The 15,781-nt window shown below is 66.0% G+C and carries 20 protein-coding genes and 1 riboswitch; of the genes, 13 read left to right on the top strand and 7 right to left on the bottom strand.

From position 1 onward, the window contains the following. Window positions 1–14 precede the first annotated feature (14 nt). On the top strand, window positions 15–1,286 hold the full coding sequence (locus VZC37_RS07900) for an acyl-CoA dehydrogenase family protein (RefSeq protein WP_330431928.1): 1,272 nt from the start codon (window positions 15–17) through the stop codon (window positions 1,284–1,286). Between the two features lie 558 nt (window positions 1,287–1,844). Here VZC37_RS07900 and VZC37_RS07895 read toward each other — a convergent pair. Then, entirely contained in the window at window positions 1,845–2,690 is an 846-nt protein-coding gene (locus tag VZC37_RS07895) for an alpha/beta hydrolase (protein ID WP_330431927.1), read from the bottom strand. Between the two features lie 277 nt (window positions 2,691–2,967). Here VZC37_RS07895 and VZC37_RS07890 point away from each other — a divergent pair, with 277 nt between their 5' ends. The 4 genes from VZC37_RS07890 to VZC37_RS07875 are packed head-to-tail and all read left to right on the top strand — an operon-like array spanning window position 2,968 to window position 6,220. Beyond that, window positions 2,968–3,798 (top strand): alpha/beta fold hydrolase, encoded by an 831-nt coding sequence (locus VZC37_RS07890; protein WP_330431926.1) that lies wholly within the window; start codon window positions 2,968–2,970, stop codon window positions 3,796–3,798. Window positions 3,799–3,838: 40 nt separating this feature from the next. Further along, window positions 3,839–4,222 (top strand): helix-turn-helix domain-containing protein, encoded by a 384-nt coding sequence (locus tag VZC37_RS07885; RefSeq protein ID WP_330431925.1) that lies wholly within the window; start codon window positions 3,839–3,841, stop codon window positions 4,220–4,222. A 27-nt stretch (window positions 4,223–4,249) separates the two neighbouring features. Further along, window positions 4,250–5,230 (top strand): AraC family transcriptional regulator, encoded by a 981-nt coding sequence (locus VZC37_RS07880; RefSeq protein ID WP_330431924.1) that lies wholly within the window; start codon window positions 4,250–4,252, stop codon window positions 5,228–5,230. A gap of 15 nt (window positions 5,231–5,245) precedes the next feature. Further along, the gene (locus tag VZC37_RS07875; RefSeq protein WP_330431923.1) at window positions 5,246–6,220 is read left to right on the top strand and encodes an AraC family transcriptional regulator; all 975 of its coding nucleotides are present in this window, start codon (window positions 5,246–5,248) and stop codon (window positions 6,218–6,220) included. Window positions 6,221–6,230: 10 nt separating this feature from the next. Here VZC37_RS07875 and VZC37_RS07870 read toward each other — a convergent pair whose 3' ends face one another. After that, a complete protein-coding gene (locus VZC37_RS07870) occupies window positions 6,231–6,803 on the bottom strand; it encodes a universal stress protein (protein ID WP_330431922.1) in 573 nt (190 codons plus the stop codon). A gap of 174 nt (window positions 6,804–6,977) precedes the next feature. On the opposite strand from VZC37_RS07870, the gene VZC37_RS07865 reads away from it, so the two are divergent. From VZC37_RS07865 to VZC37_RS07850, 4 genes are all read left to right on the top strand, one after another. Further along, window positions 6,978–8,132 carry a sensor histidine kinase gene (locus tag VZC37_RS07865; protein ID WP_330431921.1) on the top strand — a complete coding sequence of 385 codons (1,155 nt, stop codon included), beginning with the start codon at window positions 6,978–6,980 and terminating at the stop codon, window positions 8,130–8,132. After that, on the top strand, window positions 8,132–8,827 hold the full coding sequence (locus tag VZC37_RS07860) for a response regulator transcription factor (protein ID WP_330431920.1): 696 nt from the start codon (window positions 8,132–8,134) through the stop codon (window positions 8,825–8,827). Before VZC37_RS07865 ends, VZC37_RS07860 begins: the two co-directional genes overlap by 1 nt. Window positions 8,828–8,892: 65 nt before the next feature. Next, a complete protein-coding gene (locus VZC37_RS07855) occupies window positions 8,893–9,294 on the top strand; it encodes a hypothetical protein (protein WP_330431919.1) in 402 nt (133 codons plus the stop codon). Continuing rightward, entirely contained in the window at window positions 9,291–9,722 is a 432-nt protein-coding gene (locus VZC37_RS07850) for a MaoC family dehydratase (RefSeq protein ID WP_330431918.1), read from the top strand. The genes VZC37_RS07855 and VZC37_RS07850 overlap by 4 nt, the downstream gene beginning before the upstream one ends. On the opposite strand, the gene VZC37_RS07845 is transcribed toward VZC37_RS07850, so the two are convergent. After that, window positions 9,723–10,184, bottom strand: a complete 462-nt coding sequence (locus VZC37_RS07845) for an SRPBCC family protein (protein WP_330431917.1) — start codon at window positions 10,182–10,184, stop codon at window positions 9,723–9,725. 51 nt (window positions 10,185–10,235) lie between these two features. After that, window positions 10,236–10,550: a DMT family transporter gene (locus VZC37_RS07840; protein ID WP_330431916.1), complete on the bottom strand. Its 315-nt coding sequence runs from the start codon at window positions 10,548–10,550 to the stop codon at window positions 10,236–10,238. A gap of 16 nt (window positions 10,551–10,566) precedes the next feature. Next, window positions 10,567–10,630: riboswitch (guanidine-III (ykkC-III) riboswitch) on the bottom strand. A 156-nt stretch (window positions 10,631–10,786) separates the two neighbouring features. Between VZC37_RS07840 and VZC37_RS07835 the strand changes: the two genes are divergently transcribed. Continuing rightward, on the top strand, window positions 10,787–11,620 hold the full coding sequence (locus VZC37_RS07835) for an oxygenase MpaB family protein (RefSeq protein WP_330432474.1): 834 nt from the start codon (window positions 10,787–10,789) through the stop codon (window positions 11,618–11,620). A 7-nt stretch (window positions 11,621–11,627) separates the two neighbouring features. On the opposite strand, the gene VZC37_RS07830 is transcribed toward VZC37_RS07835, so the two are convergent. After that, a complete protein-coding gene (locus VZC37_RS07830; protein WP_330431915.1) occupies window positions 11,628–13,118 on the bottom strand; it encodes a cryptochrome/photolyase family protein in 1,491 nt (496 codons plus the stop codon). Between the two features lie 152 nt (window positions 13,119–13,270). Next, window positions 13,271–13,513 carry a hypothetical protein gene (locus tag VZC37_RS07825; RefSeq protein ID WP_330431914.1) on the bottom strand — a complete coding sequence of 81 codons (243 nt, stop codon included), beginning with the start codon at window positions 13,511–13,513 and terminating at the stop codon, window positions 13,271–13,273. Between VZC37_RS07825 and VZC37_RS07820 the strand changes: the two genes are divergently transcribed. Then, a complete protein-coding gene (locus tag VZC37_RS07820; RefSeq protein ID WP_330431913.1) occupies window positions 13,512–13,724 on the top strand; it encodes a hypothetical protein in 213 nt (70 codons plus the stop codon). The genes VZC37_RS07825 and VZC37_RS07820 overlap by 2 nt on opposite strands. A 75-nt stretch (window positions 13,725–13,799) precedes the next feature. On the opposite strand, the gene VZC37_RS07815 is transcribed toward VZC37_RS07820, so the two are convergent. Next, on the bottom strand, window positions 13,800–14,915 hold the full coding sequence (locus tag VZC37_RS07815; RefSeq protein ID WP_330431912.1) for an alpha/beta hydrolase: 1,116 nt from the start codon (window positions 14,913–14,915) through the stop codon (window positions 13,800–13,802). A gap of 71 nt (window positions 14,916–14,986) precedes the next feature. Between VZC37_RS07815 and VZC37_RS07810 the strand changes: the two genes are divergently transcribed. Together VZC37_RS07810 and VZC37_RS07805 are read left to right on the top strand one after the other, a co-directional pair. Next, window positions 14,987–15,301 (top strand): ArsR/SmtB family transcription factor, encoded by a 315-nt coding sequence (locus VZC37_RS07810; RefSeq protein ID WP_330431911.1) that lies wholly within the window; start codon window positions 14,987–14,989, stop codon window positions 15,299–15,301. Between the two features lie 4 nt (window positions 15,302–15,305). Beyond that, on the top strand, window positions 15,306–15,743 hold the full coding sequence (locus VZC37_RS07805) for a VOC family protein (protein ID WP_330431910.1): 438 nt from the start codon (window positions 15,306–15,308) through the stop codon (window positions 15,741–15,743). Window positions 15,744–15,781: the final 38 nt, after the last annotated feature.

Raw genomic sequence — 15,781 nt, 5'->3', positions numbered from 1 at the left:
AAAGGCACACCGACGTGGATTTCGCACTGCCAGAATCACTCACGGACTATCTTGCCGAGCTCGATGCGTTCATCGAAGCCGAGATCGTGCCGCTGGAGCAGGCCGACGACAACATCCGGTTCTTCGATCATCGGCGGGAGGACGCGCGCACCGACTGGGATCGAGGCGGGCTGCCCAGCGCCGAGTGGGAGGCCCTCCTCCATGAGGCATGCAAGCGTGCGGACGCGGCGGGACACTTCCGGTATCCGTTCCCGGCCGAGTTCGGCGGCCGCGACGGGTCCAATCTGTCGATGGCGGTGATCCGCGAACACCTGGCATCCAAGGGCCTGGGCCTGCACTGCGACCTGCAGAACGAGCACGCGATCGTCGGCAACAACATCGGGCTGCTCCTCATGCTCGAGTACGGCTCGGAGCAACAGAAAGAGGAATGGGTCGAGGCACTCGCCGCGGGGCAGAAATTCTTCGCCTTCGGGATCACCGAACCCGAGCACGGTTCCGATGCCACCCACATGGAGACCACCGCTGTCCGGGATGGGGACTCCTGGGTGATCAACGGTGAGAAGACCTGGAACACCGGAATCCATGTCGCCCACCGGGACATCATCTTCGCCCGCACGAGCGGAGACGCGGGAGATGCCCGCGGCATCACCGCATTCCTCGTCGATCCCGAGGCCGAGGGCTTCACCGTCGAGGAATACCTGTGGACGTTCAACATGCCGACCGACCACGCACACATCACGCTGCGCGACGTTCGTGTGCCACATTCGGCCATCATGGGCGAGGAGGGCCGTGGCCTGCAGATCGTCCAGCACTTCTTCAACGAGAACCGGATCCGGCAGGCCGCGTCGAGTCTCGGTGCCGCACAGTACTGCATCAACCGCGCAGTCGCGCACGCGAACGAGCGTGCTCCGTTCGGCAAGAAGTTGTCGACCAACCAGGCCATTCAGTTCCCCTTGGTCGAACTGCACACCCGGGCCGCGATGCTGCGGGCCCTGATCCGCGAGACCGCGTGGAAGATGGACACCTACGGGCCCTTCTCGGCCTCGCAGGAAGTGTCGATGTGCAACTACCAGGCCAACCGACTGTGTTGTGACGCCGCCGATCAGACCATGCAGGTGTTCGGCGGGCGCGGCTACTCACGGCACGAACCGTTCGAACACATCTACCGCCATCACCGTCGCTACCGGATCACCGAAGGCGCCGACGAGATCCAGATGCGTCGGGTCGCCGGATACCTGTTCGGCTTCATGTCCGCGGGCGCACCGAAGGGCGTGGGCAGTCGTTGATCACCCCTCACCGTTGATCGAGTAGGATCAGGGCCGCCCCCCAACCGTTGATCGAGTAGGACCGAGCCACCCCCCAACCGTTGATCGAGTAGGGCCGAGCCACCCCCCAACCGTTGATCGAGTAGGGCCGAGCCGCTAGGCGAGGCCGTATCGAGATCTACCGCCACCCAACAGGTCTCGATACACTGCTCGCCTAGCGGTGGGGTAACCCTTTCGACCAAGCCGGGGTCGGCACGGGCAACGAGGACCCCGCCGCCCCAACCGTTGATCGAGTAGGGCCGAGCCGCTAGGCGAGGCCCGTATCGAGATCTACTGCCGCTCACGAGGTCTCGATACACTGCTCGCCTAGCGGCTCGCAGCTACTCGACCAGCGGTGGGGCGACTCGACCAGCGGTGGGGCGACTCGACCAGCGGTGAGGCGACTCGACCGACGGCGGGGCACTCGACCAGCGGTGGGGCGACTCGACCGACGGCGGGGCACTCGACCAGCGGTGGGGCGACTCGACCGACGGCGGGGCACTCGACCAGCGGCGGGGGGACTCGACCAGCGGCGTGAAGCTACTCGACCAACCGGGTCGGACCGGTCGGGGCTGCGCCGGTCACCTGTTCCATCGCCCAGTCCAGCGCGTAGTCGGCGACCTGCTCCCACCCGGGCTCGGCACATGTCCAGTGCGATCGACCAGGGAACTCGTGGTAGTCGGTGACCGCCTTGGATTTCCGATACTTCCGCGCATTCGACTTGTTGACCGACGGCGGCATGATGTGATCGGCGCCGCCGGCGATGAACAACAGCGGCGCGCGATCGTCACGTGAGTAGTCGACGGCGGTCTCCAGATGGCGTGGGGTCAGATTGGCGAACACCCCGTATCGCCACACCCACGATCCCGGCGCCGGGATGGCGTAGCGCTCGTAGACGGCAAGCGATTCCTCGGCGGTGAGGGTGTTCGTGAACGAGTAATGGAACTCCTCGGCGGTGAAACCGGCCGCCTTATGCCTGTTGCCGGGGTTCTTGAGGATCGGGAACAATGACTTGAGCTGAGATGGCGGATTGACCAGCACCCCCTCGGTCGGGGCCGAGTCGACCACGACCGCGGCTGCACCCAGTCCGCGGTCGACCAGTAATTGGGTCAGCGTCCCACCGAACGAGTGGCCGATGATGATCGGCGGCGACGGCAGGTCGTCGATGATTCCGGCGAGATGGTCCACCGTGTCGTCGACGGTGGCGTCGGCGATCACCTGCGGATCGGCACGAAGAGCCTCGACCTCCACCTCGAAGCCCGGATACGCGGGAGCGAGGACGCGCAATCCTTTGCCCTCGTAGTAGGCGACCCAGTTCTCCCAGCTTCGCGGGGTCATCCAGAGGCCATGGACGAGTACGACCGTGTCCGGCGGCGAGGGTGTCATGGTGTGCTCCGATCCCCGCGACGCGCGGGTGCGCAGGCTCCGAGACCGTCTCGGCGCATGGTCTGTGGGATCGCACCCTAGCGGCGCCACCGTCCCGCACACTGGCCCAGCGTGCACACTTCTGTCCTCACAGAGCACGGTGGCACCACCCGTCGCACATGTGCGCCAGCGGATCCCGCGTGTGCAGGCACAGAACAGTCTCGTGCAGTGTGCACCAGATCGGCCCGAGTCCCGCACCTTACCGTTGAGTTCCCGCACACATGAAAGGGATTCGGTGATGTCCTCCTTCTCGCGAAACCGGCCGCTCCGCCGTGGTGTACTCGGAGTGTTCATCGTCGTCGGCATCGTGCTCGGTCTCTTCGGTGCGTCCGCGCCTGCCCGAGCGGTCGAACCGAAGCCGACGATCGTCCTCGTCCACGGGGCCTTCGCCGACTCGTCGGGATGGCGCGACGTCGCAGCGACACTCACCGCGGCCGGCTATCCGGTCCAGACCTTCGACAATCCGCTGCGTGGACCGGCTTACGATTCGGCACTGCTGGAGAAACAGCTCTCGACCATCACCGGTCCGGTCGTGCTCGTCGGACACTCGTACGGTGGCGCTGTCATCACCAACACGCACGACCCCGACGTGGTCGCGAACGTCTATATCGCAGCCTTCGCGCCGGAGCGCGGGGAGTTCGTCCAGGGCCTGCTGAATCCGTTGACATACCCCGGCAGTCGACTACTGCCGCCGGCGCTGCAACTGAAGATCGTCGACGACGCGAGCGTTCCCGGCGGCAAGAACGTCGACGGCTACATTGCCGAGCCGTACTTCCACGAGATCTTCGCCCAGGACGTCGATGCCGCCACGGCCGCCGACATGTACGCCCATCAGAAATCGGCCGCGCTGGTGGCCAATCTCGAGCCCTCGGGGGACCCGTCGTGGCGGAAGGTTCGTAGTTGGTACCTGATCTCCGGCCAGGACCGCGTCATCCCGCCCGCTCTGCAGCGCTTCATGGCATCGCGGGCCGCCCCCGGCCGCACCGCCCAGATCGACGCCGGGCACGCGTCACTCGTCTCGCGCCCCGACGCCGTGTCGGCGATCGTGCTGGCCGCCGCCGGCGCCTGAGTGATCCACTCGGGGAGGTCGGACCGATCACGCCCGTGTGATGACCGAGAGTCCGGTGCCGCCAGAAGTGCTGACGCGAAGGGTCATGGACTTCGTCCGGAGCCATCTGAGCGATCTCGATCTGTCGGAGCGGGTGATCGCGGATAATCTGGGTGTGGCCATTGCCCAGATCCGGGATCTCTCGGCGTCCACCCAGTTCGACCTCGACAGGTGGATCGTCGCGGAGCGTCTCCGCCTGGCTCACCACACGCTGGCGCGTCAGGGATCCGGGTGGCATCCCGAACAGTCGCGACGATGGGGCTTCGGGAGCACGTCCGACTTCATCGAGGAGTTCACGGCAGCCTATGGGGTATCACCACGCGATTGGCAGCGGATCTCGGCGGAGGAACGGCGCGCGGGTCGCCCACCCGATGAGCGGTGTTGAGGTGGGCTGACGAGGTGGCGTACTGACATGGTCATGGTCTTCAACACCGAGGCGCTGCATCCATCGGACCGGGTCGAGGCGACCTGCGTGGCGATGCAGGAGCAGTCGGTACCGTCGACGGTCGAACTCGAGAACGCCGAGCAGGTGGCGTCGCGGATGGATGTGTGGACCTACGGGGACACCAGGATCTTCCGCGCCGAGATGACCGGGTTCAGACTCGTCCGGACGACGAATCAGATCCGATCGGGGCCGGGGGAGATGCTGGCGATCGCCGTGCACGAGAACCGTATCGGCAAGCAAGAGCAGTTCGGGACCCAACGCTTCGCGCGTCCGAACGAACTGATGCTCATGGATCTGAACTCGACCTACGACTATGAGTTGAAGGGCAAGCTTCCCGGCGCGTCACGTTGTCTTCATGTGCCCGTCGAGGCGGTCGGGTTACCACACGAGGTCATCCGCACCGCAGCAGATCGTCTCGCCGCCAGTCCGATCCACAAGATGGTCGTCGCCCACATCAACGAGCTCACCGTCCGTGCCGACGCATTGAGTGTCTCCGGCGCGGCGCAGACGTTGGGCGAGGCCAACATCGACATGGTCCGCACCCTGCTGGCCTCGGCCTACGACATCGACTACGCCCGCGGCGCCATGGCGGAGATGCTCTTGCCGAGAATCCGGTCTTATGTGCGACGGCACCTCTCGGACCCGCGCCTCGGGCCGGCGTCGGTCGCCGCGGCGCACGGGATCTCACAGCGCCACCTGTTCAAGTTGTGTTCCACCGCCGATTTCAGCCTGGAGCAGTGGATCATCGCCGAACGACTCGAACGCGCCCGCGACGAACTCGCACGCCCCGACATGCTCGCTCTCCCGATCAGCGCCATCGCCCGCCGGTGCGGCTTCGCCAACGACTCGCATTTCAGTCGGCGCTTCCGGCTCATGTACGGTCTGTCGCCGCGAACCTGGCGCCAGTTGAACACGCGGCGTCCCCCGTCGACGCCCGAGGCCGAGTGACGCGGCCGCGGGGCGATGATGGGGTTGCTGCTCGACACCGAAGGCCGCGGGTCCCCGGGCCTGCCCGACGACCTGCGCACCGCCCTGACCACTGCCGGCGGAGCACCCGCCGCGACCGTGACACCGTTGACGGGACAGCGCGGATTCCATGCGACGGTCAGCAGTTGGCAGATCGGCGACGGCATGTTCCTGATGGACGTCGCCTGCGATCCGGTGGCGGTGTCGACCAGTGCGGCACGCCTTGCGCAACACCAGTACGACCGGGTGGCCGTCGCCGCGGTATCGGCGGGTGTGTGGACGCACCGACACCACGGCGTGACCGTCGAGTCGACGTCGGACGAGGCCACCCTGATCATCGTCGATCCGGCCAGCCCGTTCGACTTTCGTCGATCGGACCGTGGATCGGCTGTGGTGATCTTCGTGGAGGCGAAACACCTGAATCTCCCACCGTCGTCGATTCGAAGGGCAGCGATGACCCTACGTCCGACGCATGCGCACTATCGGCTCTACCGGTCGTTCCTCGGAGAACTCCGAACGGTCGCCCTTCGTGAGCCCGCTCTGCTGACCGAACTGAACGCGACGGCCAATCAACTGACCCGTGCATTGATCATCGACGCCGCGGACACCGCCGCCGGGAACCCGACGGCTGCCGTACCCGATTCGGACCCCGCCGCCCTCGTATCTCGCGTCCGGCGCCACATCGAGGTGCACCTCACCGACCCCGAGTTGTCTGCCGCCACCATCGCACGCGCCCACAATGTCTCCGTGCGGTCGTTGTACAAACACTGGGAGGCGACCGGTGTCCGCCTGCAGGATCACATCATCACGCTGCGCCTCGAACGGGCCTCCCAGACACTGCTGAGCGAGCGTCACCTCTCGGTCACCGCCGTCGCCCGCAGATTCTGCTTCGTCGATCCCACCCATTTCGCCCATCGTTTCCATGATCGGTTCGGGATGAGCCCGACGGCGTGGCGGATGACGAACCCGTGACGCGGTGTGGTCACGCGCCCGCCGGTCCGGCAACGGGTCGCAGAATCGGGCTACGCCGACGCTCCGACACCGACGATCGAGTGGCCAGCCGGACATGGTGCAGACCATCGGTGGCGAAGAGGTCGACCCCGTCTGGAAGCTCACGCGCGATCCGTCGCACCTGAACGGTCGGGCGGGTCCTGCGCATGCCGACGACGACCGCAGTCGCCCGATGACGCGCCGCCGCACCGACGAGCGCCCGAACCGGGTCCGCGACGATCGCCTCACTCGTCACGGCCGCGGTCGTTCGCCGTGCCACCAGTTCTCTTCCGTGCCGCAATTGCTCGTCGACGATCGCGCCGTCGGAGAGGAGATACGCCTCCGACTTGAGCTCATCGTGCAAGAACGTGTCCGAGCGCGGTGACCGCGGTGGCTCGATTGCCATGACCAGCGCGATACGGCAGCGCGCGTCGGCTGAATCAGCCTGTGCCAGCGCAGCATCACGCGAGGATGCAGTACCGCTGTAGCCGACCACGACGATGCCGCGCGGCAGGCCGTCCACCGGCACGGGATTCCATCTGCGTGAAAGCACAAGTCCGTTCATCGTCGTAACCCTCACCTCGAGTAGTGGGAACTGCTGATCTCACAGACGACGCTAAGCGGGCGACACCACTGCGATCTCCGTGCCGAGGACGGAATCCATCTCCACCCCGGGGTGGAGAGCGGCATCCACCCAGAACGCGATGAACCACCACGTGAACCGCCTATCGTTGTATCGGTGAGGTCGGCGATCAGGTGGTTGCGTAGCCGGATAGAACTGGCGGGGGACGGATATCCGCTGCTCTATCCGGTCGTGACGGTGTCCGGTTCGTTCGTGATCATCGTCGTCGCAGTGATTCAGCGGCTGCCGATCGCGCCACCTTGGTGGGCCCTGTGGGGCGCGGCGGTCGCGCTGCTGTCACTGCTGCTCGATCTCTGGTTGCAGAGCAAGTTGCCATGCACCATCCTGGCGTCGGTGTCGACCGGGCTGATGCTGATGGATCCGGTCCCTCTCGACATCGCCCCACTGTTCCTGGCACTCACCACCGCCATCGCGGCAGCCATGGAGTCGCTGCGCGCAAGCCTGGGGGTGGCAGCGCTGTCGATCTCCGTGATCGTCGTCGCCGCCGCGACAGATCATCTGGAGTCGCCCGCCGCCGCACTACTGGCCGTCCTGTGCGGCTGGCTCGTCGGCTACATGATGCTCTATCAGAAGTTGCTGTCGCAGAACGAAGTCCGCGACCAAAGAGTCCGTGCGGATCGCGCGGCCCTCGACGAACGACGACGGATCGCGCGCGAGGTGCACGACGTGATCGCCCACTCCTTGTCGATCACCATGCTCAACGTGACCGGTGCGCGCCGTGCGCTGGAGGACGGCGACCGCAGCGACGCCCTCGAAGCCCTGGAAGACGCCGAGCGGCTGGGCCGTCGGGCGATGACCGAGATCCGCTACATCGTCAAGGTTCTCGGCACCGACGATGCGGACGCGGCGCCCACGCCAGGGGTGTGTGACGTCGAGAAGCTCGTCGAGGAGTACCGCCGGGCAGGGCTGATCGTCACACTCGACATCGTCGGTGACGTCGCCGCCGTCCCGGCGCCGGTGGGGACGGCGCTCTACCGGATTGCACAGGAGTCCCTGGCCAACGTCGTCAAGCATGCGCCGAGTCCGGAAGCCTCGGTCACCCTGCACGCTGACGACGCGGTCACGCTCTCCGTGCGGAATCCGTACACGCCCAGCGTTCACCGGATGGGCACCGACGGGTCCGGAATCGAAGGGATGAAGCAGCGGGCGCGACTGCTCGGAGGGGTGGTCGATGCCACTGGCAACAGCGATTCGTGGGTGGTACGTGCCAGCTTCCCACCGGGCCCACGACACGCAGAGGCGGCGGTCTGATGACGTCGACCCACCCTCTGCCGGTCAGCGCATCACCGATCCGGGTGCTGCTGGTCGACGACCAGGAACTGGTGAGAACCGGTCTGCGCCGAATCCTCCGGGTGCGAGACGGATTCGAGATAGTGGGGGAGTGCGGCGACGGAGGTGAGGTCGTGACCGCGGTGGCCACCTGTTCGCCCGACATCGTGCTGATGGACCTGCGGATGCGCCACGTGGACGGGATCACTGCCACAGCGTCGGTGCGCCGCCTCGCGGAACCACCACCCGTGCTGGTGCTGACCACCTTCGATGACGATCAGTTGCTGTCGGGTGCGCTGCGTGCCGGTGCCGCGGGATTCATCCTGAAGGACTCGCCGGCCGAGTCATTGATCTGGGCAGTGCGGGCCGTCGTCGCCGACGGTGCATTCCTCGACCCGGCGGTGACCGCTCGTGTGCTGCACGGCTTTCGGCGCTCCGCTCCGCAGACACCGACCGGTGCGGACCATCCGCTCACCGATCGCGAGATCGAGGTACTGAAACTCATGGCCCGAGGGCACACCAACGCCGAGATCGGCGGCCGGCTGTACATCTCGGAGGTCACCGTCAAGAGTCACGTCAACCACATCTTCACCAAACTCGATCTGCGGGATCGTGCTGCGGCGATCGTGTACGCCTTCGACCACTCCCTGGTCGTGCCCAACGGTCAGGACGACTGACCGGACACCGAACGCGCACCGACCGGGTTTGTTGGAATCACAACGTCGATTCGCTAACGTGAATCATGGCAACCGAGCTGGTCGAGGGTATGGCGTTCCGGACATCCGGCGCGGTCACGGTCGACGACGCGCTCATCGCATCGTTCGCCGATGTCGTCGACGACGGGCAGGACCCGTGCCCACTCTCGGTCATCTTCCGCGTCAGCGTCGAACTCGCCCATCAGGCAATGGATTCCGGTGTCGTTCCGCGCGACGGACTGGTCCACACTGCGGAGTCGGTGCACCTGCACCGGCCACCCCGGCGGGGTGACCGGCTCTCCGGCGTGCTGACCGTTACGCGTGTCCGCCATCGCGCCGGCGCCACCCAGGTCGACATAAGAAGCGACATCTTCGCCGAGGGCGAAGGGCCTCCGATCGCCGACAGCACGTCAACACTCGTCTTCCGGTCGGCGGAGGTCTCGTCATGAGTGATGTTCTCGGCCAGCAGATCGGTTCGACACCACTCTGGGATGCGGAGGAGGTGCTCACGCTCGACCGCGTCCGGCGCTACGCACGCGCTTCCGGTGACACCAACGCGATCCACATCGACCCGGCGGCGGCCCGCGCGGCGGGTCTCGCCGCGCCGGTGGCACACGGCTTCCTGTTGATCGCCCTGGTCCTGAAGTACGCCCAGCGTTGGGCGCACCACAACGGGAACCGGATCACCGCCTGCGACACCCGATTCGTCCGGCCGGTCTACGTCGGAGATCGACCGGCCGTCCTGCACTTGACGGGGCAACAGATCTCAGCCGGGCACATCAATGCGACCGTGTGGATCCTCGACGACGACGGGATCACGCACCGTGCGGTCATCCGACCGATTCGGATCTCCTTCGAACCGGACCCCGTGCGCTGATCACGCGCTCGGCGATTCGGCTGCGAGAAGTGCCGCGGCACGGTGTAAATCGTGCCGCAATGCGCCGGGCGTGAGCAGACGTAGCGCGAGAACGGCGGGACCGAGGACGCTCGGAACCGTGAGGTACGCCTGAGCGCGCACCTCCGTGCCTCCGTCGACGTCGGTGAACGACAGCGTCAGCAGCGCGTCGATGACGTGCCAGCCACCGATCTCACTCCAGCGCACTCCGGGCCGGTAGTCGACCACTTCCAGTCGCGGCGAGACACCCGGTACCACGGTGCGATCGATCCAGCTGGTCCCCACGTCTCCGCGACGATCGCCGGGTTCGCTGAGTTCGTCGATGCCACGCAGTGACGACTGCCAGTGCGGGCGGTTGCGTGGATCGCTGAGGTAGTCGAACGCCGCGTGCGGGGACGCGGGAACGCGCACCCGGACGTCGGCGATCTGTGCTCGCGTGCTCATACCGACCATTCTGGTCGATGATGGTCGTCGACTAGCTGAGGCCGCCAGGCGTCAGTGCGCCAGCTTGAGACCGACCACCGATGCGACGATCGTCAGAATCAGCCCCACCTTGAGCAGGGATGCGGTCTCGGCGCCCGAGACCATCGCGAAGATGACCGTCAGCGACGCGCCGATGCCCACCCAGACCGCGTACGCCGTACCGGTCGGGAGGTCGCGCATCGCATATGCCAGACCCGCCATCGACAGCGCCAGGGCCACACCGAACACCACGGTCGGCGTGAGTTTGCTGAAACCCTCGGATCTACCCAGTGCGGTGGCCCACACGGCCTCCAGCACACCGGACACCACCAAGACGATCCACGACATGACCTTTCCGAACCTCCAGGCGCCGTCTTGTCGCTGTCCGGGTACGGCGCGCCTCGTCCGGTTGTCCTCGTCGACCCTTCCAGGGTACCCACGCAAACAGCAGGTGAATGGTGTTCTTCGTCTCCACACCTCGACCATCGCGAGCAGCAGGCGGTGGACCCCGGGGGAACGGTCCGCTATTCTGACGACATGCGTAGTCAGAATGAGGTGGGGCAGTGAGCACCCACGCCGAGCGGATGTCGCGGGCGGAGATGGACGCCATCGACAGCAGTTTTTTCGCACAGTCCTTGCTGTCCATGGGGCAGACGATGAGTACGGCCAACGTGATCATGCAGTTGGCCAATCCGGCGGTGGGGTACGGGGTGGCGCGCAGCACCGTGGAGAGCGGACGGCTCGACCGACACCCCGTGAAACGCGCCCGCACCACGGCTTCGTATCTGGCGGTGGCCGCCATGGGCACCGCCGACGACCGGCGACGCTTCCGTCAGGCCGTCAACCGACAGCACGCCCAGGTTCGATCGGACGACGAGAGCCCCGTCGAGTACAACGCGATGGATCCGCGCCTGCAGCTGTGGGTGGCCGCATGCCTGTACTACGGCTGGGAGGACATCTATGAACGCGTGCACGGTCCGTTGACGGGGCCGGACCGGGAGACCTTCTACCAGCAGGGCAAGGTGTGCGGTACGACGTTGCAGATGCCGGCGGAGATGTGGCCTGCCGACCGCGAGAAGTTCCAGCTTTACTGGGACGAGCAGGTCTCGAAGATCCAGATCAGCGACGAGGTCCGAGAGTTCCTGCTCGACATCGCGAACTTCGGGTATGCCCACCGTGAGATCCAGAAGCGATACGGGCCCGTCAAGTATCGGCGCACCATCGGCTACCTGCCCCAGGCGTTCCGGGACGCCTTGCGCGTGGAATGGTCCGACGCCGACCAGGAATGGTTCGACGACTACGTCCATGGTTACGTCGATCGCGAACGTCGTCGACCACTATGGCTGTCGCAGATGGGCTTTCGGGCACTGTTGTGGGATGTCCGGTTGCGATGTCGACTAGGGCGGCCGCTGGTGTGACCGCCGATCAGAACGAGTCGCGGTGACGCTCCTGCTCCACGACGGCGTCGAGGTCCTTGAGTCGGTGCATCGACGAGACCGCTCGCGCGGTGCGGTGATTGGACCGGAGTAGCTCCCGGTGGCGGTAGGTGAACGCCCAATAACCCGCGGTGAACGGGCACGCGTCGTCGCCTACACGCTTTTTCGGGTCGAACACGCACGACCCACACAGGTCGGACATCTTCGAGATGTATGCACCGCCCGAGGTGTACGGCTTGGTGGCCATCTTGCCGCCGTCGGCGTGCTGACTCATCCCGATCACGTTGACGGGCATCACCCAGTCGAACCCGTCGACGAAGTTCGCTCGGAACCACTCGGTCAGTTCTGCCGGGTCGTATCCGCGCTGCAGGGCGTGGCTGCCCAACACCATCAGCCGGGGGATGTGGTGCACCCAGCCGCGTTCGCGTACGCCGCCGAGCGCGTCCGACAGGCACCGGGCGTCCACAGCGTCGGTGTCCAACTCCCGGAACCAGCGGGGCAGCGGCACGTGGGCGTCGAGGCGGTTCTGCGTGGTGTAGTCCTGGCCGAAGTGCCAGTACAGGTGCCAGACGAACTCGCGCCACCCCAGGATCTGCCGGATGAATCCCTCGGCGGCGGCGAGGTCGACGGCATCGGCACGAACCGCGTCCTCCGCTGCCTCGACCACGTCGATGGGGCTCAACAGTGACAGATTCAACGGCACCGACAGCAGCGAGTGCGACATCGCCCAGTCCTCGCCCAGAATCGCGTCCTCCCAACGGCCGAAGGTGGCGAGTCGATGATCGATGAAGTGCCGCAACGCGTTCTGCGCTTCGTCGTGGGTGACCGCGAACAGCCTGGGGCCGTCGTCGCCGACGAACTCGACATCCATGTCATCGAGGTCGGCACGCACCTGCTCGTCGATGTCGTCCTCGGTGGGCCACCATGGGTCGGGGACCCCCAACGTCGTGCGTCGGGGCGGGGGTTCACGGTTGTCGCGGTCGAAGTTCCACGTTCCGCCGGTCGGGCGGTCACCGTCCATCAAGACGTCGAACCGTCGACGCTGGAACCGGTAGAAGTCCTCCAAGCGGAATCGCTCGGCATCACCCGCCCATGCGGTGAAATCGTTTCGGGACAGGGCGAACGACGGATTCGGGAGTATGTCCGACACCAGCTCCTCGTCGGCCAGCCGATGGACGAACTCCGACGCAGCCCGCGACGACGGTTCGTGCACCACGACCGGTCGTCCCAATTCGATGAGGGCGTCGCGATATCCTGCGGCTTGCCACAACTCGGCGCGATCACCGAGCTCGACAGCCAGATGACGCATCCCGGAGAGCAGGATGTGCGCCTTCTGACGATGCCCTCCGCGCCGCCCGAACGCTGCCGACGATTCGATGAGCACGACCTCGCGCTCTTCGTTGCCGGGCGCCGAGTGGATGTGCTGCCCGAGCTGATCACCGAAGAGCCACAACGGGTCTGACGATGAATGACGAGCCACCCTGACCACCTCCGGACCCCGACGCTAATCCGGTTGCCCGAGTTCCTGCGCTCGCGGCTCGTGATCGCAACCCCTTCGGGATGTCGGTAACGGCGCGGTAACCGCACCTGTCCTCGCTGCCCGGTCCGGCATGATCCCGCGAGGGACTCGGCTCAACCCCAGTAGGCGAACCCACATGTCGGGCTGGGTTCGTTCTCGAACGCCACGAGATGCTCACCCATCGTGATCGTGCAGCCGACGGTCCGGGCACCCGACTCGACCGTCACCGAGGTCTCGAGTTCCGGATACACGGAATATGACTTCTCCCAGGGCAATATCACGCCCTGCTCGGTCTGCTCGGCGCCACCGTTGATGCGATAGGTCAGGTCCACTGCGCCGTCGCCCGTGACCTGCATGACCGCGGTGCCCACCGGAGTCCCGGTGGCCGCGGGCGCTGTCGAGGTCGCGCTCGACTGGTTCGGTGTCTGGTTCGCGCTGGTCGAGGCCGAGATCGGAACCGTCTCCGACGACCCGTCATCGCTGTCGTCGGCACATCCGGAGATCAGCGCCGTCATCGCGACGGCGCTCACGGCGAGGATCGACAGTCGACTCATCCACATGTGGTGAGGCTACGACGTAGGACCGAGGAAAAGTGGCCAGGTGAGCACCGGGAACCCGGAATTCATTCACCCGGATGGAGCTTCAGTGTGTCTGTTCGGCATCCGGATCGGCGGTGATGTGCCGGCCCGCCAGCTCATGGAGTGCACGGAACACCCGCCGGGAGGGTTCGGCCCACGGCATCAGGATGGGGAACACGTGGAACATCCCGTACTCCTCCATGGCGTAGACGCGCACGCCGGCTGTCTCGAGCGCTGCCGCGAACGCCTGGATGCCGTCGCGGAACATCTCGTCGGCGCCCCAGCACACGAACGTCGGCGGAAACCATTCCGGGTCGAGCTCGGCGTACACCGCGGACACACGGGAGTCATTCGGTTGCACCCCGTGCAGATACGGCGTCACGGGCACGTTCCACGGCAGGATGTCGAGTTGCGCGTTGTCGGTGATCGACGGACGGTCCAGGTCGAGGTCGACCTCCGGCGAGAACAACGCCACCGCAGCCGGTTTCGGCATCGCCTCGGCCTGCAGGTGCGACATCAGCGACGTGGCCAGCCCACCTCCGCCCGAGTCGCCGGCCACCACCAGGTGCGATGGGGCGACACCCCGCTCGAGCAACCCGCGGTAAACGGCTGCGGCATCGAGTACACCCGCCGGGAACGGGAACTCCGGGGCCATCCGATAGTCGGCGATGAACACCTCGTATCCCGTGTGCTTCACCAACGCTGCCGCGAAGGCCGTGTACATGATCGGGGAGGTGCCGATGTATCCGCCGCCATGCAGGTACAGGATGGTGGCGCCGATGGCCTGCTTGTCGTCGGCATCATCCACATATGCATCGGAACTCGCCTTGGCGCGGCACCAGAGACCCGGCACGCCACCAACCGTGTCGCTGGTGATCTCGACGCCGTCGCTCAGCGCGATGAACGGCGGCATCACCGCCTGGCAGATGTCGTCGAGGACCTTCTCCATGGACCGGAACTCCTCGATGGGCAGACCCATCGAATAGCCCATGAAGGAGCGGACCACCTGACGTGTCACGGACTGGCCGAGGTTGTCCAGCAACCCGCCGGGGCCCTCCCACGGTCGCCGCAGCGGCACGCGAGCGAGTCCGTTCACCAGGCTCTCGGCCAGACCCACCACGGTCAGGGCGGTCACCGGACCGGACGCCGTCTGCACCTCGGGACGATCTGCCATCACCACGTGGCCCATCGTAGAGACGTCGTGGGTGCCCGCGCTTGATATGCAAGTGCACACTTGCATATAGTCGACGGGTGGCCGATGTGTTCCGCGCGCTGGACGACGAGACGAGGCGCCTCGTCCTCGACGAGTTGGCGGCGCGCGACGGCCAGAGCCTGTTCGAGATCTGCTCGTCGCTCGCGATGCACCACGGTGTCACGCTCACCCGGCAAGCCATCTCGCAGCACCTCGCCACCCTCGAGGCAGCCGGCCTGATTGCGACCGAGCGACGTGGCCGCACCAAGTTCCACTACTTCACCCCGGGCCCACTCCGGGAGATCACGCGGCGGTGGCCACCCGATGACGACGGGACATCACGGGACCCGGGTGAGGCCAACAGAAAGGAATGAGCCCATGCGAATCGAACTGACCAGTGTTTTCGTGGACGATCAGCGCAAGGCGTTGGAGTTCTACACCGAGGTGCTGGGCTTCCAGAAGCACCACGACATCCCACTCGGGGACGCCGCATGGCTGACCGTGGTCTCCCCGGAATCGCCCGGCGGACCCGAACTGCTCCTGGAACCGGCCGGCCATCCCGCCGTGGGTCCCTATCGCGACGCGCTGGTGGCAGACGGGATCCCGTTGATCCAGCTCGCCGTCGACGATGCAGCGGCGGAGTATGCGCGTCTGACCGAACTCGGTGTCGTGTTCACCCAGGCGCCGACCGACATCGGAACCGCTGTCATGGCGGTCTTCGACGATACGTGCGGAAACCTCGTGCAGATCGTCGAGGTGAAGTCCGAGGCCGTGACGACGGCGACGCCGGATGCGGCGGCTGGCGACCACGCGTAGCAAGGAGCTACGCTGGTAGCAGATTGCTACACAAGGAG

The organism is Gordonia sesuvii (assembly GCF_036350415.1).
Classification (GTDB): domain Bacteria; phylum Actinomycetota; class Actinomycetes; order Mycobacteriales; family Mycobacteriaceae; genus Gordonia; species Gordonia sesuvii.
The sequence above is the reverse complement of the archived record's forward strand: the minus strand, read 5'-3'. Positions and strand labels throughout refer to the sequence as shown.

Bases quoted from the DNA above. Each gene is read 5' to 3' on its own strand.
- VZC37_RS07860 (WP_330431920.1), top strand. From the start codon at position 8,132: ATGACGTCGACCCACCCTCTGCCGGTCAGCGCATCACCGATCCGGGTG.
- VZC37_RS07825 (WP_330431914.1), bottom strand. From the start codon at position 13,513: ATGCAGGTCACGGGCGACGGCGCAGTGGACCTGACCTATCGCATCAAC.
- VZC37_RS07880 (WP_330431924.1), top strand. From the start codon at position 4,250: ATGGTCATGGTCTTCAACACCGAGGCGCTGCATCCATCGGACCGGGTC.
- VZC37_RS07845 (WP_330431917.1), bottom strand. From the start codon at position 10,184: ATGAGCACGCGAGCACAGATCGCCGACGTCCGGGTGCGCGTTCCCGCG.
- VZC37_RS07875 (WP_330431923.1), top strand. From the start codon at position 5,246: ATGATGGGGTTGCTGCTCGACACCGAAGGCCGCGGGTCCCCGGGCCTG.
- VZC37_RS07850 (WP_330431918.1), top strand. From the start codon at position 9,291: ATGAGTGATGTTCTCGGCCAGCAGATCGGTTCGACACCACTCTGGGAT.
- VZC37_RS07890 (WP_330431926.1), top strand. From the start codon at position 2,968: ATGTCCTCCTTCTCGCGAAACCGGCCGCTCCGCCGTGGTGTACTCGGA.
- VZC37_RS07855 (WP_330431919.1), top strand. From the start codon at position 8,893: ATGGCAACCGAGCTGGTCGAGGGTATGGCGTTCCGGACATCCGGCGCG.
- VZC37_RS07840 (WP_330431916.1), bottom strand. From the start codon at position 10,550: ATGTCGTGGATCGTCTTGGTGGTGTCCGGTGTGCTGGAGGCCGTGTGG.
- VZC37_RS07885 (WP_330431925.1), top strand. From the start codon at position 3,839: ATGACCGAGAGTCCGGTGCCGCCAGAAGTGCTGACGCGAAGGGTCATG.
- VZC37_RS07835 (WP_330432474.1), top strand. From the start codon at position 10,787: ATGTCGCGGGCGGAGATGGACGCCATCGACAGCAGTTTTTTCGCACAG.
- VZC37_RS07895 (WP_330431927.1), bottom strand. From the start codon at position 2,690: ATGACACCCTCGCCGCCGGACACGGTCGTACTCGTCCATGGCCTCTGG.
- VZC37_RS07870 (WP_330431922.1), bottom strand. From the start codon at position 6,803: ATGAACGGACTTGTGCTTTCACGCAGATGGAATCCCGTGCCGGTGGAC.
- VZC37_RS07820 (WP_330431913.1), top strand. From the start codon at position 13,512: ATGACCGCGGTGCCCACCGGAGTCCCGGTGGCCGCGGGCGCTGTCGAG.
- VZC37_RS07805 (WP_330431910.1), top strand. From the start codon at position 15,306: ATGCGAATCGAACTGACCAGTGTTTTCGTGGACGATCAGCGCAAGGCG.